General features: G+C 68.1%; 21 protein-coding genes. 7 read left to right on the forward strand and 14 right to left on the reverse strand.

The annotated features are described in order from the left end of the window. Positions 1–48 precede the first annotated feature (48 nt). The 7 genes from ACCD11_RS26275 to ACCD11_RS26305 all read right to left on the reverse strand — a co-directional run bounded on the left by ACCD11_RS26275 (position 49) and on the right by ACCD11_RS26305 (position 8,897). A complete protein-coding gene (locus ACCD11_RS26275; RefSeq protein ID WP_413316073.1) occupies positions 49–1,038 on the reverse strand; it encodes a Bug family tripartite tricarboxylate transporter substrate binding protein in 990 nt (329 codons plus the stop codon). A gap of 40 nt (positions 1,039–1,078) precedes the next feature. After that, positions 1,079–2,287, reverse strand: coding sequence for a CaiB/BaiF CoA transferase family protein (locus tag ACCD11_RS26280; RefSeq protein WP_413316074.1), 1,209 nt, complete (start codon positions 2,285–2,287; stop codon positions 1,079–1,081). 70 nt (positions 2,288–2,357) lie between these two features. Beyond that, complete coding sequence (locus ACCD11_RS26285) at positions 2,358–3,170, reverse strand: oxepin-CoA hydrolase, alternative type (protein WP_413316075.1); 813 nt, start codon at positions 3,168–3,170, stop codon at positions 2,358–2,360. Continuing rightward, a complete protein-coding gene (locus ACCD11_RS26290; RefSeq protein WP_413316076.1) occupies positions 3,167–4,309 on the reverse strand; it encodes an acyl-CoA dehydrogenase family protein in 1,143 nt (380 codons plus the stop codon). The genes ACCD11_RS26285 and ACCD11_RS26290 overlap by 4 nt, the downstream gene beginning before the upstream one ends. Positions 4,310–4,319: 10 nt before the next feature. Then, on the reverse strand, positions 4,320–5,528 hold the full coding sequence (locus ACCD11_RS26295; RefSeq protein WP_413316077.1) for an acyl-CoA dehydrogenase family protein: 1,209 nt from the start codon (positions 5,526–5,528) through the stop codon (positions 4,320–4,322). Between the two features lie 10 nt (positions 5,529–5,538). Further along, on the reverse strand, positions 5,539–6,729 hold the full coding sequence (locus tag ACCD11_RS26300; protein ID WP_413316078.1) for an acetyl-CoA C-acyltransferase: 1,191 nt from the start codon (positions 6,727–6,729) through the stop codon (positions 5,539–5,541). Between the two features lie 32 nt (positions 6,730–6,761). Beyond that, positions 6,762–8,897: a 3-hydroxyacyl-CoA dehydrogenase NAD-binding domain-containing protein gene (locus tag ACCD11_RS26305; protein ID WP_413316079.1), complete on the reverse strand. Its 2,136-nt coding sequence runs from the start codon at positions 8,895–8,897 to the stop codon at positions 6,762–6,764. A gap of 142 nt (positions 8,898–9,039) precedes the next feature. On the opposite strand from ACCD11_RS26305, the gene ACCD11_RS26310 reads away from it, so the two are divergent. Continuing rightward, the gene (locus tag ACCD11_RS26310; RefSeq protein WP_413316080.1) at positions 9,040–9,954 is read left to right on the forward strand and encodes a LysR family transcriptional regulator; all 915 of its coding nucleotides are present in this window, start codon (positions 9,040–9,042) and stop codon (positions 9,952–9,954) included. A 7-nt stretch (positions 9,955–9,961) separates the two neighbouring features. Here the strand turns inward: ACCD11_RS26310 and ACCD11_RS26315 are convergent, their stop codons facing one another. The 4 genes from ACCD11_RS26315 to ACCD11_RS26330 all read right to left on the reverse strand — a co-directional run bounded on the left by ACCD11_RS26315 (position 9,962) and on the right by ACCD11_RS26330 (position 12,984). Beyond that, a complete protein-coding gene (locus ACCD11_RS26315; RefSeq protein WP_413316081.1) occupies positions 9,962–11,461 on the reverse strand; it encodes a diguanylate cyclase domain-containing protein in 1,500 nt (499 codons plus the stop codon). A 75-nt stretch (positions 11,462–11,536) separates the two neighbouring features. After that, positions 11,537–12,118, reverse strand: a complete 582-nt coding sequence (locus tag ACCD11_RS26320; RefSeq protein WP_007837532.1) for a YbhB/YbcL family Raf kinase inhibitor-like protein — start codon at positions 12,116–12,118, stop codon at positions 11,537–11,539. A 24-nt stretch (positions 12,119–12,142) separates the two neighbouring features. After that, on the reverse strand, positions 12,143–12,484 hold the full coding sequence (locus tag ACCD11_RS26325) for a Rieske (2Fe-2S) protein (protein WP_413316082.1): 342 nt from the start codon (positions 12,482–12,484) through the stop codon (positions 12,143–12,145). Between the two features lie 143 nt (positions 12,485–12,627). Beyond that, positions 12,628–12,984: a TfoX/Sxy family protein gene (locus ACCD11_RS26330; protein ID WP_007837528.1), complete on the reverse strand. Its 357-nt coding sequence runs from the start codon at positions 12,982–12,984 to the stop codon at positions 12,628–12,630. Between ACCD11_RS26330 and ACCD11_RS26335 the strand changes: the two genes are divergently transcribed. From ACCD11_RS26335 to htpX, 6 genes are all read left to right on the forward strand, one after another. Continuing rightward, positions 12,983–13,375: a DUF2892 domain-containing protein gene (locus tag ACCD11_RS26335; protein WP_413316083.1), complete on the forward strand. Its 393-nt coding sequence runs from the start codon at positions 12,983–12,985 to the stop codon at positions 13,373–13,375. The two genes, ACCD11_RS26330 and ACCD11_RS26335, sit on opposite strands and share 2 nt — an antisense overlap. 3 nt (positions 13,376–13,378) lie before the next feature. After that, entirely contained in the window at positions 13,379–13,921 is a 543-nt protein-coding gene (locus ACCD11_RS26340) for an RNA polymerase sigma factor (RefSeq protein WP_007837525.1), read from the forward strand. Continuing rightward, positions 13,918–14,949, forward strand: a complete 1,032-nt coding sequence (gene pyrC, locus ACCD11_RS26345) for a dihydroorotase (protein ID WP_007837523.1) — start codon at positions 13,918–13,920, stop codon at positions 14,947–14,949. Before ACCD11_RS26340 ends, pyrC begins: the two co-directional genes overlap by 4 nt. Before the next feature lie 160 nt (positions 14,950–15,109). Beyond that, entirely contained in the window at positions 15,110–15,943 is an 834-nt protein-coding gene (locus tag ACCD11_RS26350; RefSeq protein ID WP_413316084.1) for an NYN domain-containing protein, read from the forward strand. After that, positions 15,940–16,692 carry a DUF3025 domain-containing protein gene (locus tag ACCD11_RS26355; RefSeq protein WP_413316085.1) on the forward strand — a complete coding sequence of 251 codons (753 nt, stop codon included), beginning with the start codon at positions 15,940–15,942 and terminating at the stop codon, positions 16,690–16,692. Before ACCD11_RS26350 ends, ACCD11_RS26355 begins: the two co-directional genes overlap by 4 nt. A gap of 150 nt (positions 16,693–16,842) precedes the next feature. Next, positions 16,843–17,715, forward strand: a complete 873-nt coding sequence (gene htpX, locus ACCD11_RS26360; RefSeq protein ID WP_007838192.1) for a protease HtpX — start codon at positions 16,843–16,845, stop codon at positions 17,713–17,715. Between the two features lie 71 nt (positions 17,716–17,786). On the opposite strand, the gene ACCD11_RS26365 is transcribed toward htpX, so the two are convergent. The 3 genes from ACCD11_RS26365 to ACCD11_RS26375 form a co-directional block, all read right to left on the reverse strand. Then, positions 17,787–18,329, reverse strand: coding sequence for a hypothetical protein (locus tag ACCD11_RS26365; protein WP_007838199.1), 543 nt, complete (start codon positions 18,327–18,329; stop codon positions 17,787–17,789). Beyond that, positions 18,326–18,769 carry a hypothetical protein gene (locus ACCD11_RS26370; RefSeq protein ID WP_007838200.1) on the reverse strand — a complete coding sequence of 148 codons (444 nt, stop codon included), beginning with the start codon at positions 18,767–18,769 and terminating at the stop codon, positions 18,326–18,328. The genes ACCD11_RS26365 and ACCD11_RS26370 overlap by 4 nt, the downstream gene beginning before the upstream one ends. A gap of 145 nt (positions 18,770–18,914) precedes the next feature. Next, the coding region (locus tag ACCD11_RS26375) for a ProQ/FinO family protein (RefSeq protein ID WP_413316086.1) at positions 18,915–19,839 on the reverse strand (925 nt) is incomplete at its 5' end.

Genomic DNA, 19,839 nt, shown 5'->3' on the forward strand with positions numbered 1-19,839 from the left:
GTTTGTCATGTCTGTCTCCTTGATGCCGGTCGTCGGCCGCCTGCCGTTTTACTGGGCCGTGATGTGGTTGTCGCGAATGACCTTGCCCCAGCGCTCGAAATCCTCGCGCATGCGCACGCCCGTCTGCTCGGGCGTGCGGTAGGCCGCGAAGGAGCCGACGCCCTGGAGCCTGTCCTGCACTTCCTTGTCGGCCAGCGCCGCCTTCAGTTCGGCACTCATGCGGTCGACCACGTCCTTGGGCGTGCCGGCGGGCGCCAGCAGGCCGCCCCACGAGGTCGCATCGAAGCCCGGGAAGCCCTGCTCGGCCACCGTCTTCACGTCGGGCAGCAGGCTCACGCGCTGGCCGGAGCCGACCGCGATGGCGCGCAGCTTGCCGGCCTTGACGTGCGGCAGCACGCCCACGAGGTCGGAGAACATCGCGGGCACCTGGCCGCCTATCAGGTCGGTCACTGCCGGCGCGCTGCCGCGATAGGGCACGTGCTGCATGTCGAACTTGCCGATGGTCTTGAGCTGCTCGGTCGTCAGGTGGCCGAAGCTGCCGGCGCCGGCCGTCGTGTAGTTGAGCTTGCCGCCTTCGGCCTTGGCCTTCGCGATCAGGCCCTGCAGGCTGTTCACCTCGGGCAGCGACTTGGGGTTGACCACCAGCACGATCGGCAGGTCGTACACCGAGCCCACGGGCGTGAAGTTCTTGAAGATGTCGTAGCCGGTCGGGCCGTACAGGTGCGCGGCCAGCAGCGTCGGCGTGGCCAGCATCACGAAGGTGTAGCCGTCGGGCGCGGCGCGGGCCGCGGCGGCGGCGCCCACGGTGCCCGAGGCGCCGCTGCGGTTGTCGATCACGATGTTCTGCTTGAGCGCGGCCGACATCTTCTGCGCCACGATGCGCGAGGCCACGTCGGTCGGGCCACCGGGCGGGAAGGGCACGATCAGCGTGATGGGCTTTGCAGGCCACGCTTGGGCGAAGGCGCTGCCAGCGATGAGCGGCAGGGCGAGTGCGAGAAGGGCGCGGCGAACGGGACTGGGGAGGGAAAGGGAGGCCATTGGGTCTTGTCTACTTTGGAAATGCGGGCGCCTGTCTTCTTCAGACGACGCCACTCGTTTTCAGGGCCGCCAGCTTTTCGTCCGACAGGCCGAGCAGCGACTGCAGCACGTCGTGCGTGCCTTCGCCCAGGGTGGGCGGCGCGCTGCGCACGGGCAGGCGCTCGCCGTCGAAACGGTAGGGGGGCGCCAGCACGTTGACCGTGCCGGCCACCGGATGCGGCTGCGTGGTGACGAGGCCGGCGTCGGTGGCGCGCTTCGATTGCAGCGCCTCCAGCAGGCCCAGCACCTCGCCGCACGGAATGCCCGAAGCCGTGAGCCTGGCGAGCAGGTCGGCGCGCTGGCGCTTCGCCAGTTCGGCATGCAGTTCGGGCAGCAGCACCGCGCGGTTCGCGGAACGCAGGATGTTGGTCTTGAAGCGCTCGTCGGCTGCGAGGTCGGGCCGTTCGATCACATCGGTGCAGAAGCGCGCGAACTGCGCGTTGTTGCCCACGGTGATGACGAGCGGGCCGTCGGCCGCGTCGAACACGCCGTACGGCACGATCGAGGGATGCGAGTTGCCGTAGCGTGGCGGGTCTTCGCCCATCAGCAGCGCCTCGAGGCCGTAGTAGGCGGTGATCATCAGGCCGCAGTCGAACAGCGCCATCTCCACGTGCCGGCCCTTGCCGGTCTTCTCGCGCTGGTAGAGCGCGGCCAGGATGGCCTGCGCCGAGTACATACCGGTGAACAGGTCGACCGCGGCCACGCCGAACTTCAGCGGCGGTTGGTTCGCTTCGCCATTGAGCGCCATCAGCCCGGCCTCGCCTTGAACGACGAGGTCGTAGCCCGGCCGCGCGGCTTCGGGCCCGGTGCGGTCGTAGCCCGAGATCGAGCAGTAGATGAGACCCGGCTGCTCCTTGCTCAACTGCTCGTAGCCGAGGCCCAGCTTGTCGATGCCGCCGAACTTGAAGTTCTGGATCACCACGTCGCACTGCTTGGCGAGATCGCGCGCGAGCTGCTGGCCTTCGGGCGTCTGCAGGTCGAGCGTGACCGAGCGCTTGTTGCGGTTCACGCTGTTGAAGTAGGCCGTCTCGGTCTTGCCGACGCGCAGGCCCCAGTCGCGCGTGTCGTCGCCGCGGCCCGGGTGCTCGACCTTGATGACCTCGGCGCCCATGTCGGCCAGCACCATGCCGCACCAGGGCCCCGCGAGGATGCGGGACAGATCGAGGACGCGCACGCCGGCCAGCGGCAGCGAGGAATTCAGCGAGGACATGGCAACTCCGGAAAGATTGAAAACCCCCGCACCCGCGCGCAAGGGTCTGGAGGAAGGGGCACGGCGCGCGTCAGGACGCGGCCTGCTTGCGGCGGCGCAGCGCGACGAAATCGGCGCTGCGCTTGCCGAGGAACGCACCGATGCCTTCGGCCGATTCGGCATCGCCTTGCGACTCGACCATGAAAACGGCCTCGGCGTCGAGCTGCTCTTCGAGCGTGGCGTGGTGCGCCTGGCGGCACAGCGTCTTGATGCGTGCGCTCGCGCGCTGCGGACCGGTCGCGACCTTGGCCGCGAGCGCGATGGCCTCGGCCAGCGCGGCGCCCTTGTCGGTGAGGCGGTTGACGGCGCCCAGCGCATGCAGGCGCTCGGCCGGCATGCGGTCGCCGGTCAGGCACATCTCGGTCAGCACCTGGCGCGAGACGAACTCCGCGAGGAAGGCCGTGGCGCCGCCGTCCGGCGTGAGGCCGACCTTCACATAGGCGACTGTGTAGAACGCATCGCGCGCCGACACGAGCATGTCGCAGGCCAGCGCCATCGACAGGCCCGCGCCGGCCGCGCCGCCTTCCACGGCCGCGATCACGGGCTTGCTGCAGTCGCGCAGCGCGCGGATCAGGTTGTTGAGGCCTTCGAGAATCTCGCGGCGCTCGGCCGCCGGCAGTTCGCGCCGCCTGGCCAGCAGGTTGAGGTCGCCGCCGGAGCAGAAGAAATCGCCCGCGCCGGTGAAGACGATGGCGCCGACCTCGGGGTCGTCCTGCGCATCGGCGAGCGCGGCCGAGAGCTCGGCATACAGCGTCGGCGTGATCGCGTTGCGCGCGGCGGGGTTGCTGTTGGTCAGGATGCGGACGGCGCCTTCCTGCGAGATCAACACGGTCTTGCCGCTCATGCCGCCAGCTCCTTGCCGAGCGCGATATAGCGCTGCAAGTGGTGATCTTCGTCGCCCAGTTGGTGGTCGATCATCACGAGGCGCTTGGCGTAGTGCGGCAGCGGCAGCTCCCAGGTCATGCCGATGCCGCCGTGCATCTGGATGCTTTCTTCCGCCACCAGCGCACCGATGCGGCCGATGCTGAACTTGGCGGCCGAGAGCGCGCGCTCGCGCGCCACGCGGTCCGTGCCGTCGATGGCGGCCGCGGCGTTGATCACGGCCGAGCGGGCCTGCTCGATCTCGAGCAGCAGGTCGGCCATGCGGTGCTGCAGCGCCTGGAAGCTGCCGATGAGAATGCCGAACTGCTTGCGCGTGCGCAGGTATTCCAGCGTGGCGGCCTTGGCGGCTTCCATCGCGCCCAGCGCTTCGGCGCACAGCGCGAGCACGCCGCGGCCGATGGCGCGTTCCAGCGTGGCGTGGCCCTGGCCTTCGGCGCCGAGCAGCGCGCCGGCGCCCAGCTTGACGCCGTCGAACGCGAGCTCGGCGACCCGGCCGCCGTCGATCGAGGGGCAGCCGCGCACCGCGAGGCCCGCAGTCTTGGCGGGCACGAGGAACAGCGAGATGCCGGTTTCGTCGTCCACGTTGCCCGAGGTGCGCGCGGAAACCAGGAACAGGTCGGCCTGCTCGCCCTGCGGCACCACGGCCTTGGCGCCGTGCAGCACCCAGCCGTCGCCGCTGCGTTCGGCCCTGGTCTGTACGCGCGTGCGCTCGTAGTGCGTGTCGGCTTCGTCGTGCGCGAAGGCCGCGACGGTCACGCCGTTGATGATGTCGCCGAGCTTCTTTTTCTGCGCGTCGCTGCCGGCGGCGCTGATCGCCTCGCCGACCATCACCGCGCCCAGCAGCGGCTCGACCACGAGGCCGCGGCCCAGTGCCTCGAAGACCACGGCAATGTCGAAGCCGCCGCCGCCGAAGCCGCCATCGGCCTCGCCGAACAGCGCGCCGATCACGCCGAGTTCGGCGAACTGCTGGAAGATTTCCTTGCTGAACCCGTGCTGCGACTTCGCGATGCGGTCGCGCGCGTCGAAGGTGTACTGCTCGGCGATGAAGCGGTTCAGGCTGTCGGCGAGCATGCGCCGGTCTTCGGTGTGTGCGAAGTTCATTCCGTTTCCTTTACAGACCCAGAATCATTTTTGAAATGATGTTCTTCTGGATTTCATTCGAGCCGCCGAAGATCGACAGCTTGCGGTTGTTGAAGTAGCGCGATGCGGCTGCCTTCGCGTAGGCCGGGCCGAAGGTCTCGCCGTCGAAGCCGTCGTGCAGCGCTTCCTCGATGAAGGGCCGGCCGTAGACGCCCATCGCGCGGCGCGCGAGCGACGAGATCTCCTGCCGGATCTCGGTGCCGCGGATCTTGAGCATCGAGCTTTCCGCGCCCGGCACGCCGCCGCCGGCCACCGCTGCGATCACGCGCAGGTTGGTGGTCTTCATGTTCTCCAGGTCGATCTCGACGCGTGCCATGCGTGCCGCGAACGCAGGGTCTTCGTTCAATGGCTTGCCGTTCTTCGTTTGCGTCGCGGCGATGCCCTTGAGCTGCTCCAGCGCGGCCACCGAGAAGCCCACGCCCGCGATGTTGGTGCGCTCGTACGTCAGCAGGTACTTGGCGCAGGTCCAGCCCTTATTCTCTTCGCCGACCAGGTTCTCGGCCGGCACGCGCACGTCGGAGAAGAACACCTCGTTCACTTCATGCTCGCCGTCGAGCGTGATGATCGGGCGCACTTCCACGCCGGGCGAAGTCATGTCGATCAGCAGGAAGCTGATGCCTTCCTGCTTCTTCGCCTCGCGGTTCGTGCGCACCAGGCAGAAGATCATGTTGGCGTGCTGGCCCAGCGTGGTCCAGGTCTTCTGGCCGTTCACGATGAAGTGGTCGCCCTGCGCGTCGAGGCCGCGCACGGCCGAGGTCTTCACGGCCGCGAGGTCGGAGCCCGCGCCGGGTTCCGAGTAGCCCTGGCACCACCAGTCGTCGCCGTTCAGGATGCGCGGCAGCCAGCGGCGCTTCTGCGCCTCGTTGCCGTACTTGATGAGCACCGGACCCAGCATGTTCACGCCGAAGGGTACGATGCGCGGCGCAAAAGCCAGCGCGCATTCGTGCTCGAAGATGAATTTCTCGACCGCCGTCCAGCCGGGGCCGCCGTACTGCTCGGGCCAGTGGTTGGCGAGCCAGCCGCGCTCGTTGAGGATGGTGTGCCATTCCTCCATGTCGGCCTTCTCGAGGATCTTGCCGCTGCGCACTTTCTCGGACAGCCGCACCGGCAGCTTGGCGGCCAGGAAGGCGCGCACTTCGCTGCGGAAGGCTTCTTCTTCGGAGGTGAAGTTCAGGTCCATCGCGGGCTCCTCAATAAATCTCGAACAGGCCGGCAGCGCCCATGCCACCGGCGATGCACATCGTGACCACGGCGTATTTGGCGCCGCGGCGCTTGCCTTCGATGAGCACATGGCCCGTGAGGCGGGCGCCGGTCATGCCGAAAGGATGGCCGATGGAGATCGCGCCGCCGTTCACGTTCAGGCGCTCCGACGGAATGCCCAGCCTGTCCTGGCAGTAGATCGACTGCGAGGCGAAGGCTTCGTTGAGTTCCCACAGGCCGATGTCCTCGACCTTCAGGCCGTGGCGCGCGAGCAGCTTGGGCACCGCGAAGACCGGGCCGATGCCCATCTCGTCGGGCTCGCAGCCCGCCAGCGCGAGGCCGCGGAAGGCGCCCAGCGGCTTGATGTTGGCGCGCTCCGCGTCCCTGGCCTCCATCAGCACGCAGGCCGATGCGCCGTCGGACAGTTGCGAGGCGTTGCCGGCGGTGATGAACTTGTCCTCGCCCATCACCGGCTTCAGCTTGGCGAGCGCTTCGTAGGTGGTGCCGCGGCGGTTGCAGTTGTCCTCGGTGGCGGTGACTTCGCGGTAAGTGACCTCCTTGGTGTCCTTGTCGGTCACGGCCATCGTGGTGGTGCAGGCCACGATCTCGTCCTTGTAGCGGCCGGCCAGTTGCGCCTCTTCGGTCTTGCGCTGGCTCTCGGCGGAGAAGCGGTCCTGCGCTTCGCGGCTGATGTTGTAGCGCTTGGCGACGATGTCGGCCGTGTCGATCATGGCCATGTAGAGATCGGGCTTGTGCTCGACGATCCACGGGTCCAGGCTGAGGTCGCCACCGTCGCCGGGGCTGCGGCCGCGGATCTGCGAGATGCTCTCCACGCCGCCCGCGATCATGGCCGGCGCGCCGTCCACGACGATGCGGCCGGCGGCCATCGCGATGGCCTGAAGGCCCGAGGCGCAGAAGCGGTTCACCGTGGTGCCGGCGATGCTGATGGGCAGGCCCGAGCGGATGATGCTCTGGCGCGCGATGTTGCGGCCGGTGGTGCCCTCGGGATAGCCGCAGCCGAGGATCGCGTCCTCGATCAGCGCCGGGTCCAGGCCCGAGCGCTCGACCGCGGCCTTCACCGCGAAGGAGGCCAGCGTGGCGCCGGGGGTGATGTTGAATTCGCCGCGATGCGCCTTGGTGAGAGGGGTGCGAGCGGTGGAAACGATGACGGCTTCACGCATGGAAATGGCTCCTGTACGGCGGACGGTGTGGATTACTCGGATTGATTGAGGCTCGCGAAATCGGCACCGCGTTCGACCAGCTCCACCAGCAGTGGCGACGGCTTCCAGAAGAGCGGGTCTTCCTTCGCGAACTCGCGGATGTCGGCCAGCACCTTCGGCAGGCCCACGGTGTCGGCGTACTTCATCGGCCCGCCGCGATGGCGCGGGAAGCCGTAGCCGTAGAGGAAGGTCACGTCCACGTCGAGCGGGCGCAGCGCGATGCGCTGGAGCACGACGTTGGCGCCTTCGTTGATCATCGCGGCCATGTAGCGGCGCATGATTTCTTCCTCGGTGAACTGGCGCGGCGTGATGCCCGCGCGCACGCGTTCGGCGTCGATGATGGCCAGCACCTCCGGATCGGGCACGCCGGTGCGCGCGCCTTCGGGGTACAGGTAGTAGCCGCGCTGCGTCTTCTGGCCGAACCAGCCGCGCTCGCAGATGCGGTCGGCCACCTGCACGTAGCGCGCCTGCGGGTCGCGCGTGGCGGCCTTGCGCTTGCGCGTGGCCCAGCCAATGTCGCCGCCCGCGAGGTCGGACACCTGGAACGGGCCCATCGGGTAGCCGAAGTTGCGAACGGCCGCGTCGATCTCGTAGGGCGAGGCGCCGTCTTCCATCATGTGGTCGGCCGCCTGGCGGTACACCGCGAGAATGCGGTTGCCGATGAAGCCATCGCACACGCCCGCGCGCACGGGCACTTTCTTCAGCTTCTTCGCAAGCTCGAAACCGGTGGCGACCACGTCGGCGCTCACCTTGGCAGGCACCACGATCTCGAGCAGCTTCATGATGTTGGCGGGCGAGAAGAAGTGCAGGCCCACCACGTCCTGCGGCCGCGAGATGCTGTCGGCGATTTCGTCGATGTCGAGGTACGAGGTGTTGGTGGCGAGCACGGCGCCGCGCTTGCACACGCGGTCGAGCTCGGCGAACACTGCCTTCTTGACGCCCATCTCTTCGAACACGGCCTCGACCACGATGTCGACGTTGGCGAGTGCGTCATAGGAGGTCGAACCGCTGAAGCGCGCCATCACGGCGGCCTTGGCTTCGGGCGTCATGCGGCCCTTGGCGATGAGGCCGTCGTACACCTTCTCCACATGCTGGCGGCCGCGCGCGAGGCTGGGCTCGTCGCGCTCGATCATGGTCACGGGCAGCCCCGCGTCCAGCATCGCTACCGCGATGCCCGCGCCCATGGTGCCCCCGCCGACGATGCCGGCCGACTCCAGCGCGCGCGGCTTGGCGGCCTTGGTCTCGGGCGCCTTCAGCACTTCGCGCTCGGCGAAGAAGGCGTGGATCAGGCCGGCGCGCTGCGGGCTGTCAATGCACTGCAGGAACAGCTTGCGCTCCAGCGCCATGCCTTCGTCGAAGGGCAGGGTGAGCGCGGCCTCGACGGCTTCGATGATCTTCATCGGCGAGAACAGGCCGCGGCTCTTCTTGGCGGTGTCGGCGCGCGCGGCTTCGAGGGCGGCGCGGCTGGCTTCGGTGTCGGCGAGGCCGGCGGCTTCGCGCGTGCGGCGCACCGGGGCCTTGGCGGCAACCAGTTCCTGCGCGTAGGCGAGGCCTTCGGCCAGCGCGTCGGCGTCGTTGCCGAGCCGGTCGACGAGGCCGAGCGACAGCGCTTCCTTGGCGCCGGCGTGGCGGCCGCTGAGCATCAGCTCGAGCGCGGGCTTCGCGCCGATCAGGCGCGGCGCGCGCTGCGTGCCGCCCGAGCCGGGCAGCAGGCCCAGCGCCACTTCGGGCAGGCCGAGCTTGGCGGTGGGCGAGGCGATGCGGTAGTGCGCCGACAGCGCCACTTCGAGCCCGCCGCCGAGCGCGGCACCGTGGAGGGCGGCGACGACCGGCTTCGTGCAGTTCTCGATCTTCAGGCAGGCCTCGGGCAGCGACGGCGGCTGCGGCGTCTTGCCGAATTCGCGGATGTCGGCGCCCGCGATGAAGTTGCGGCCCGCGCCGACGATCAGCACCGCCCTGGCGGCGCTGTCGGCCTCGGCCGCGTCGATGGCGGCCACGAGGCCGCGGCGCACATCCACGCCCAGGGCATTGACGGGCGGGTTGTCGATGGTCACCACGAACACGTCGCCTCGACGCTCGAAGGTGACGGGACCGGTGGACGTGGAGGGGCTGGGAGTGCTGGTGGCCATGTGCGTGTCGCTTGTCTCTTGCGTTGCGGGCCGGCGGGCCCGAGGCTCTGGGGTGAACCCCGCATTCTTGGACCGCGCCGCCTCTTTGACAATTGCATAGACGGTTGACAGACTGTCAAAGAATTTTTGACACAATCGCCGCATGGACCTCCAATCGCTCACCCTGCTGGTGGAAATCCTCGACGCCGGCAACCTGAGCGCCGCCGCCCGCCGGCTCAAGATGAGCCGTGCCAACGTCAGCTACCACCTGAACCAGCTGGAGCGCTCGGTGGGTGCGCAGCTGGTGCGGCGCACCACGCGGCGCGCCGAGCCGACCGAAATCGGCCTGCGGCTCTACCAGCACGGCATCGCCATCCAGGGCGAGCTGCTGGCCGCGCGCGAATCAGTCACCACGCTGGGCCAGGAGCTGCAGGGCCGCGTGCGGCTCAGCGTGCCCAGCGGCTACGGCCAGCTCGTGATGGCCGGCTGGCTGATCGACTTCAAGCGCCAGTACCCCGGCATCGTGCTCGACGTGGTGTTCGAGAACCGCATCGAGGACCTGCTGCGCGACGAGGTCGACATCGCCATCCGCGTGATTCCCGAGCCGCCGCAGAACCTCGTGGCGCGCGAGATGGGGCCGGTGCGCTACGTGGCCTGTGCCTCGACCGACTATGCGGCGAAGCATCCGCTGCCCGTGCAGCTCGACGCGCTGCAGGGCGCGCCGGTGGTCACGGCTGCCGTCATCGGCCGCCAACTGCGCGTATCGGCCTACCAGGGCGAGACACGGCGCGAGGTGATCCTGGAGCCGACGCTGATCTCGGAAAACTTCCTGTTCCTGCGCCAGGCCATCCTCGCCGGCCTGGGCATCGGCCTCGTGCCCGACTATGTGGTGCAGGAAGACGTGCGCAAGGGCGACGTCGTGACCACGCTCGACGACTGGCGCCTGAGCATCTTCGGCACGCAGATGTTCATGCTCTACATGCCGAACCGCCAGCACACGCGCGCGATCCGGACCTTCATCGATTTCATTCTGCAGCGGGTGCGGCCGGTGCCCGGTCGGACGCCGGAGGCGCGATAGCCGGCGGCTACGCCTGCCGCCGCTCCACCCCGGCGCCCTCGTAGTGCCGCGCCTTGTCCGCGTACATCGCCCGGTCCGCCCGCTGCAGCGCAGTTTCCAGCGACTCCTCCCCGTGGCAGGTCGCCAGCCCGATGGCCAGGCTCAGCGCATGGCCGCTCTGGCCCGCATGGAACTGGTTGTTCATTTCGAGCAGCGTAAGAATGCGCTCGCGCATTGCCTCGGCGCCGCGCTCGTCGGTCATGGGCAGCAGCACCGCGAACTCGTCGCCGCCGATGCGCGCGGGCCAGGCCGGCGGGTCGACGGCCTTGTCGAGCACTTCGCCCATGCGGCGCAGCAGCGAGTCGCCGGCGGCATGGCCTTCGTGGTCGTTGATCTGCTTCAGCCCGTTGAGGTCGATCGCCACGATCGACACCGGCCAAGGCCCCTTGCGCGACAGGCGGTTGAGCTCCTCGGTGTAGTAGGTGCGGTTGCACAGCTGCGTGAGCACGTCGTGCTTGCCGAGGTATTCGAGGTAGGCCTCGGCCTTCTTGCGCGCGGTGATGTCGACCAGCGACACCAGCACCAGGTCCCAGGTGTCGAGCCGGTCGTCCTGCACCGCGAACTGCATGTGGATGTTCAGCGCCTCGCCCGACAGCGAATAGTTGAGCACCTCGCGCTGCTGCACCGTCTTGCCGTTCCACAGGTCCTGCAGCTGCTCGGCGAAGGACTCGCGCATCTCGTCGCGGAAGACGCGCGAGATATTGCCCAGCAGGGTCTGCAGGTCGGGCGCGCCGAACATGCGCAGCGTTTCGTGGTTCACGTCGATGACGCGGATCTCCTGCATGCAGCGCGTGACGAATTCGGGGTGCACCTTGATGAAGGTGGCGAAGTCGGTGATGCCGCGCGTGCGGATGCTCTCGAGCAGCGAGCGCACCGCGCTGAAGTCTTCGACCCACAGCGACACGGGCGAGCGGTCGAACAGGCTGCGCGCGTGCTTCGCGCTCTCGTCGCGCAGGCGCTGCGCGGCCACGCGCTCGGTCACGTCGTCGAGCGACACCAGCACGCGGCTCCAGGAGTCTTCGTGGCCGGGCAGCACGCGGGCGCGAACGCGCACGTCGAGCCGCCGGCCGTCGAGCGCGTAGTTGACGGTTTCGCTCTCGAAGGTGAGCTGGCCGCGCCACAGCTGGTCGAGCTCGTGCACCACGGTGGCCGACATGTCGCCGCGGAACACGCGGTCCAGCGCGCCCAGCAGGGTCTGCTGGCTGTCGGCGGCAAAGAGCCGCAGCGTGTGCTGGTTGACCCGCAGCACCTTCAGCAGCGCCATGCAGTCGCTCACCCGCTGCGGGTCCGCCGACAGGTGCGCCACCAGGTCGGTGACGCCCTCGGCGCGCCAGCCGTCGAGCTTGCGCTTCAGGTCGCCGTAGTCCTCGATCCAGAGCGAGACGGGCGCCAGGTCGAACATGCCGTCGAGGTCGTCGCTGGTCGACGAAACCGAAGAGGAGGCGAACGCGGCTGCGGGCAGGGCCATCGATGAAGCTTTCGAGGAAGCGGCTGTGGATGTCGGCGAAATGAAGACTTAATTATTACATTTATTAACGTGAGATCAGCGGCTGTAGAGGCCCACCACGCTCTGGCCGCCCAGCGCATGGCCCTTGAGCGCGGCCAGCAGCGCATCGCGCGCGAGGCCGGCCGGCAGGCTGCCCGGTGCGAGGTCGGTGGCAATCACGGTCAGCACGTAGTGGTGCGGCCGGTCGCCCACCGGCGGGCACACGCCGCGGTAGGCGGGCGCACCGGCCACGTTCGGGCCCATGGTGAAGTTGAAGTTCGAGCCCGCCTGTCCTTCGCCCGCCTTGAGTTCGCCGCGCTCGGCCGCGATGTTGTAGGCCACCCAGTGCGACACGCCGAGGCCGGCCGCGCCGTCTGGATCGAGCACCAGCACGGCGACCGATTTCGTCTTGGCCGGCAGGTTGCTCCACGCCACGGGCAGCGAGACGTTCCTGCCGCCGCAGTCGCCCGCGCCGGCGTGGTCGGACGGAATGACGCCGTTGTCGCCGAAAGCGCTCGACGTGACTCTCATCCCCGTGAAGGCCTTGCCGGTGCCGGGCGACATGCCCGTGCAGCCCGCCACGAGGCCGGTGAACGCGAGGGCCGCGATCGAGAGTGCAAGAGGATTGTTGTTGCGCATTTCTTTTCTCCTGGAGGGTTGTCTTCACCCGGCCCGGCCGAGCCACACGCTGCCGTCCGCTCTTTCGTGCACCGCCAGCGGCGTGAGCCGCGCACCGCGGCAGGGACCGCCGACGCACTTGCCGGTGTCGGGCTCGAAGATGGCGCCGTGCCGCGCGCACATCAGAAAGCGGCCTGAACTCTCCAGCACCTGGCCCTCGAAATCAAGCGGGCCGCCCGCGTGAGGGCATTGGTTGAGATAGCCGTGCACGCTGCCTTGCCAGCGCACGGCGAAGGCCTGGGTGCCGCCGGGCGCGGTGAACAGGGCGGCGGGGCCGTTGTCGGCGAGTACCGGGGAGATCAGCTGGGGCTCTGTCGTGCTCATCATTCTTTTGACTGCATTTCGCAAGGAAGCCTGGGCCTGAGCGGAGGAAACAGTATCTCCTGCGAGGTGGGGCGAGGCAAAGCAGTCTGCATGGCCGATCTCGCGTAGGAGCGCATGAACGATGCCGCTCCCGTCGACCCGCAAGGCTAGGTGCCCTTGCCGGCCGGCTTCTTCAGGCTTTGCGCCACCAGAACAGCTTCCCTTGCCAGGGCCGCCAACGCTTCATGGTCTTCGATGATCTCGATGGGGACCTCGAAGTACTTCTTGACTTGTACCCGCCGCGCCTTCGTGTCGTAGGCAAAGCACTTGCTGCCCAGCTTCTCGTACTTCGGGCGGGTGTTCTTGTCCACGACGAAGTACACGGTGCTGCCCATGATCATCGCGAACTGCGTGGCGTCGGCCGACAGCCCCGTGCCGCCGAAGAATCGGGTCTTGGCGATGCGCGGGATTCCGCGGAGACGGTCAACGATGAAGTCGACGAACTGCGACGAGGCTTCCGACATGATGCTGCTGGCGTCTGGCGCGCGATGGAAAGAGCGCAGTGTCGCCGAGTCCGGCCACGCTGCGTCGGCTCCCGGCAGTGGAAAATTTGTGGATTCCGGCGAACCGTTCGGCGGGTTCGACGCCTCCTTGTTTCCGAGGGTCTTCCTCATGCACCCAAGGATCGAAGGAGTCACCATGGTCTACGTCAAGAATGTCCCCGGTTGGGAACGCGCGCTGCGCATCGTCATGGGCCTCGCCGGCCTGCTTTTCGCCGCCATGAGCTGGGGCACGGCCGGCTTCGGGCTCGCCGCGATCGCCGGGCTCACGGGCGCGACGCTCGCGCTGACGGGTCTGTTCGGCTTCTGCCCGATGTGCGCCATGGTCGGGCGCAAGCCTGGCAAGGGGCGCTGAGCCATGGGCGTGGGCATCGACCGCACCGGCCTGATCCAGGCCGCGCAGACCGGCGACCCCGCCGCCATCGCGGGCCTGCTCGCGGTCTGCCAGGCCGATGCGCGCCGCTACGCCTGGCGGCACTGCCAGGCCAGCGACGTCGACGACGCCGTGCAGGAGTCGCTGCTGGTGATCGCCCGCAAGGTCCGGGCGCTGAAGGCGGCCGCGGCCTTCTCGTCGTGGCTCTTCACCGTCATCCGGCGCGAATGCCTCAGGCTGCAGCGCGCGATGTTCCGGCATGAACCGCTCGGCGACGAGGTGGCCGAGCGGCAACTGGCCAGCCGCAGCGACGGCGCTTTGCGCATCGACCTCACGCACGCGCTGGAGTCGCTTCCCGCGCACTACCTCGAAGTGGTGCTGCTGCGCGACTTCGAGGAGCTGACCATCGCCGAGATCGCCGAACGCCTCGGCGAACCGCCGGGCGCCGTGAAGAGCCGGCTGCACCGCGCGCGGGCGCTGGTGCGCGAGTATTTGCTGGGGGGCGATGCGACAATTGCCGGGCCATGACAGACACCCTCACGATCACCCGCCCCGACGACTGGCACCTGCACGTGCGCGACGGCGCCGCCCTCGAAGCCGTCGTTCCCCACAGCGCGCGCCAGTTCGGCCGCGCGCTGATCATGCCGAACCTGCGTCCCCCCGTGACCACCGCCGCGCAGGCCATGGCCTACCGCGACCGCATCCGCGCCGCCGTGCCCGCAGGCACCGCCTTCGAGCCCGTGATGTCGCTCTACCTCACCGACAAGCTGCCGCCCGAGGAAATCGCGCTGGCCGCGGAGGCCGGCGTGCGCGCGCTCAAGCTCTACCCGGCCGGCGCCACCACCAACAGCGATGCCGGCGTGACCGACATCCGCAAGACCTACAAGACGCTGGAGGCCATGCAGAAGCACGGCCTGCTGCTGCTGGTGCACGGCGAGGTGACCGACCCGGCCATCGACCTGTTCGACCGCGAGGCCGTGTTCGTCGACCGCGTGATGATTCCGCTGCGCCGCGACTTCCCCGAGCTCAAGGTGGTGTTCGAGCACCTCACCACCAAGGAAGGCGCCCACTACGTGCGCGACGCCGGCCGCTTCACGGCCGCCACCATCACGGCGCACCACCTGCTCTACAACCGCAACGCGATCTTCACCGGCGGCATCCGCCCGCACTACTACTGCCTGCCCGTGCTCAAGCGCGAGACGCACCGCGTGGCGCTGGTCGAGGCGGCCACCAGCGGCAGCGACCGCTTCTTCCTGGGCACCGACAGCGCGCCGCACCCGGCGCACCTGAAGGAACATGCGCTGGGCTGTGCCGGCTGCTACACCGCGCTCACCGCCATCGAGTTGTACGCCGAAGCCTTCGACAGCGTGAACGCGCTCGACAAGCTCGAGGGCTTTGCGAGCTTCCACGGCCCCGACTTCTACAGCCTGCCGCGCCACACCGACACCATCACGCTCAAGCGTGAAAGCTGGACCGTGCCGGAGACCGTGCCCTATGGCGATGCCACGCTGAAGCCGCTGCGCGGCGGCGAAACCGTGAACTGGAAGCTCTTGTGAGTACTTCATCACGCGATCAGTCGCTCAAAGCGCGGCATCTGAGGTTGGCAAGATCCCGTCGAGAAACACCACGGAACCGGCTTTGCCGGGCCGTTGGTGTTGCCCCCGGTGAGGGGGTGGGAGAAGCGACACGAAGTGCGCGCAGCCTGGGGGTGAGCCAATGACTCGCGTGATGCTGCTGATCGACGCCGACAACGTCTCGGCCGACGTGATCGAGCAGGCCGTGCAGCGCACGATGGACGAGTACGGCGCCATCCACGTGCGCCGCGCCTACTGCAATGCCGAGATGGCGGTGAACCGCCAGGCCCTGTTCAAGCGGCTGTCGGTGCGGCCGATGGTGAACCTGTCGACCGGCAAGAACAGCACCGACATCGCGCTGGCCGTCGACGCCATCGACCTCGTGATCGACGAGCGTCCCGACGTGGTGGTGCTGGTCTCGTCCGACTCCGACTTCGCGCCGCTGGTGATCCGCCTGCGCGAGAAGGGCTGCCGCGTCTGCGGCATCGGCCAGCAGGGCAAGACGGGCGAGGAAACGGTCGGCATCTACGACACCTTCATGGACCTCGCGCACCACGGCGCGGGCTACGCGGCGCCAGCGGTGCGCACCGCGCCAGCGAAGAAGACGGTCTCCGCCAAATCGGCCGGCACCAAGACATCGCGGGCGAAGAGCGCCGGCACGACGACCGCAGCCGCACCCGCCCCTGCAGCGAAGAAGGCCGCGGCGAAGAAGACGGCACGCAAGACGGCCGCCAAGGCGCCCACCGCGCCGCAACCGCAACCTCCGTCCGAAGCCGCCGAGTTCATCCTGCAGGCCGCGCCCGCATTGCGCGGCGGCAAGGACGTGCCGCTCAACGACGTGGCGAAAGCCTTGCGCACCGCCGGCCTGCTCGGCAAGCACGGCAGCTCGCTCAAGCTGTTCGACAAGCTCACCGGGGAGTTCGCGGTGATGCAGCACCCCGACCGCATCCGCTGGACGGGCGCGCCCGCGCCTTGATCCTGCCGGCGGTCGACTGGGCGCGGCCCTGGCTTGCGCCCTATCGTTCGAGCGGCGAAGCGGTGGCGCGGGCCGCGCCGCATGGCGGAGTCGCCGCCGCGCTGCAGGGCATCAAGCCCGCGCCGGTGCCCGACTTCGTGCACCAGGACGCACTGCCTCCAGGCCAGGCCTACGAGGCGCACATCTTCCAGACCCGCAGCGTGCCCACGCGCGACAACCTGCACGACTTCTTCAACGGGCTCGTGTGGCTCGCGTTCCCGCACACCAAGCACCGCCTCAACGAACTGCAGGCGGGCGAGATCGCGCGCAGCGGCGTCGCGGCCGTGCGCGGTCCGCTGCGCGACGCGCTCACGCTGTTCGACGAGAACGGTGCGCTGCTCGATGCGCCACCCGCGCTGTGGCGTGCGCTGGCCGCGCGCGACTGGCATGCGCTGTTCGTCACGCAACGCGGCCTGTGGAGCGAAGCGCGCCTGCTGCTGTTCGGGCACGCGCTGCTCGAAAAGCTGGTGACGCCGCGCAAGCCGATCACGGCGCACGTGCTGCTGACGCACGGCGCGACCGGCCCGGAGGCCTTCGACGATGCGCACATCGCACGGGGGCTCGACCCCCTGCAGCTCCAGCGCAAGCCCTTCGTGCCCTTGCCGGTGCTCGGCGTGCCTGGCTGGTGCGCGGGCAACGAGACCGCGGCGTTCTATGCCGACGCGCAGGTCTTCAGGCCCTTGCCGGGCCAGGAAATACGGCGGGCCTAGAACTTTTGCTCCTATCATGGTTCTACCGGCTGCCGCCGTCCGGAGCGCCCCACAACGTAAAACAACACCCAGGACTCCATGCCGCGCACGGCTTGAAGAGAGCCGCGAGGCCCTTATCTGGGTGGCAGATTTCCCTACGGAGAATTCAACTTGAAACGTATCCTTCTGTTCGTCCTGACCAATGTGATGGTCGTCGCGGTGCTCGGCGTCGTCGCCAGCCTGCTCGGCGTCAACCGCTTCCTCACGGCCAACGGGCTCAACCTGACCGCGCTGCTCGGCTTCGCGCTGGTGATGGGCTTCGGCGGCGCGATCATCTCGCTGCTCATCAGCAAGCCCATGGCCAAGTGGACCACCGGCCTGCACATGATCGACAACCCCCAGTCGCCCGACGAGGCCTGGATCGTCGGCACGGTGCGCAAGTTCGCCGACAAGGCCGGCATCGGCATGCCCGAGGTCGGCATCTTCGAAGGCGAGCCCAATGCCTTCGCGACCGGCGCGTTCAAGAACTCGTCGCTGGTGGCGGTGTCCACCGGCCTGCTGCAGAACATGACGCGCGAAGAGGTCGAGGCCGTCATCGGCCACGAGGTGGCGCACATCGCCAACGGCGACATGGTCACCATGACGCTCATCCAGGGCGTGATGAATACCTTCGTCGTGTTCCTGTCGCGCGTGATCGGCTATGCGGTCGACAGCTTCCTGCGCCGCGGCGACGACCGCTCGTCGGGCCCCGGCATCGGCTACTACGTGAGCACCATCGTGCTCGACATCGTGCTGGGCTTTGCCGCCGCGATGGTGGTGGCCTGGTTCTCGCGCCACCGCGAGTTCCGCGCCGACGCCGGCTCGGCCGCGCTCATGGGCAACCGCCAGCCGATGATGAACGCGCTCGCGCGCCTGGGCGGCCTGCCGGCCGGCGAACTGCCGAAGGCGGTCGAAGCCATGGGCATCACCGGCAGCATCGGCAAGCTGTTCGCCACGCACCCGCCGATCGAGGAGCGCATCGCGGCGCTGCAGAACGCGCGCTGAGCGCAGCGGCACAAGGAAAAAGGGGCTGGTGATTCACCAGCCCCTTTTCCATTCACTGAATGGTTTGTCGGTCAGAGATTGAGCGCCGCGACGGCTTCCAGGCCCTGCTTGATGTTGTTGCGCGCAGCACCTTCCACCGACATGCGCAGGCGGGTCGTGCCGACGAGCGAGTCGAACGCACCACCTGTGTAGGTCGACTTGATGACCTGGCGCATGGCTACCGATTTGTCGGAGATCTTGGTGAGCGACCAACCCGCTTCCATGTCGACCGTGAACGCGGCACCGAACATGGGCTTGGTCAGCTTGACGATCGAGACCGACAACTCGTAGTCCCCGCTCTTGCCCTTGACGACTTCCTTGAACAAGGCCGACTGCGTGACCGATTTCTCGATGGCGGCAGCCAGGTCTTCATTGGAGATGTCCGAACTCCACAGCGGATTCGTTTCGTTGCCGCCGCCGGTTTTCACCGACAGGGAGTAAGGAAGCTTCTTGCTCGAGGCGATGCTGGTCGCAGTCATGGCCTCGCGGTTGGCCGACGAGGCGCAGCCCGCGAGCACGACGACGACGGAGAGAACGGCCAAGGCGCCTGCGCGGCGAAGGGTGGTGCTGATCATTTGGATTTTTCCGATTCTTTGAAGATGTTGCCGACCACTTCGTCGACCATTTCCGGTGGCGAGCGGCGTGTGAGAGAGGTGTGGAGCGAATTGCCCGTTGCCAACGGGTAGTCGGACTTGAGTTCGCGGACCGTGACGGTGAGCTCGGACAGGTACATGGTGATGTCCCACAGCCACTTGTCGACGTACGTGACGACGGCATCGACTTTCTCGGGGGGCTTGGCGTCCTCCGACACCTCGTACCCGCGTTTGCGCAGATTGCTTGCGATCAGTTTCTGAATCGTGCCGTCTTCACCCTCGAGCCTTCTGACCTGCACCACGCGCAGCTTGTCGAGATTCGCCGAGGGATCGACGGTGGCTGTTGCGCGGTTGACGGCGCAGCCGCTCGCGAACACGGAAACAGCCACGGCTGCGAGAAGCAGCCTGATGACTCTTTTCAAATTAACTTCTCCTCCGCCCGGAATGGGCGGGAGAAATGTAACTGGAAACGTATGAAAACGTTTCTTGGGCGCGAATCCCTAGTGAAAAATTCGCCGCATCGCCGCCGGATTGCACAGCTGCAGTCTTCCGGGCGCTTCGGGGCGTTCAATTGCCGGTGGTGGCGGGCAGGTCGGGTTGGGCCTTGTCGGGTGCGGTTTCTGCTTCCGGTGCTGCTTCTTTTGCCGCTGCCGCGGCTGCCTCTGCCCGTTTCTTGTCGTCGCGCACCCGCTGCAGCGTGCGCGTCACGTCGCCGGGCTTCATGCCGTACATGTCGGCGAACTCCTGCTCGCTTCGGCCGCTGGCCTCGAAGGCGCGCAGCAGTGCCTCGCGCTTGGCGGCCTGCTCGGCGAGTTCGGCCAGGGCTTCGTCGACCACGGCGTTGGCGTTCGCGTCACGCGAGCGCACGAGCACCGCATAGGCCTCGCGGTCGAGGCCCGAAGCCTCGACGGCCTTGGCGATGCGCGCCACCAGTTGCGGGCGCAGTTCTTCTGCGTTGCCGTTGTTGCGCAGCATGCGGCGGCGGTGCAGCTCGAGGATGGCGTGGTGCACATGCTCGGGTGCGACCGGGTCCAGCGCGTTGCCGTCGAGGTCGTGGCGCGCCAGGCCGGCGGCCACGGCCTCGAGGTAGCGCGTGGAGCGCGCGTGCTGGCCCATGGCGATCTTCAGGTCTTCGGCCTTGAAGTCCTCGGGGTGGCGCGCAAGCAGTTCCTCATATACGCCGAGCTTCAGCGGCACGAAGCGCGCGCCGAAGAGCTGCGGGTACAGCTCGAAGAGGCGCTCCAGCACCGGGTTGACCTTGCGCGGCGTGCGCTGCGGTTGCTGCTGCTGCGCCTGCGCCTTCTGCTGCCGGGGCTGCTGCGCACGCGGGCCGCGGCCGGTGTTCTTCTGCCGCGGCGGGCGGGAGGCCTGCTGGGGTTGCTGTTGCTGCGCCGGCGCATCTGCGCCCGCGTCTGTTCCTGCACCGGCCTGCAGCTGCTTCAGCTGGTCGGCCATGTCCAGTTGCTGGCGCCGGGGCGGGCGGGCGTTCGTC

This window comes from Variovorax sp. Varisp36 (assembly GCF_047304235.1).
Classification (GTDB): domain Bacteria; phylum Pseudomonadota; class Gammaproteobacteria; order Burkholderiales; family Burkholderiaceae_C; genus Variovorax.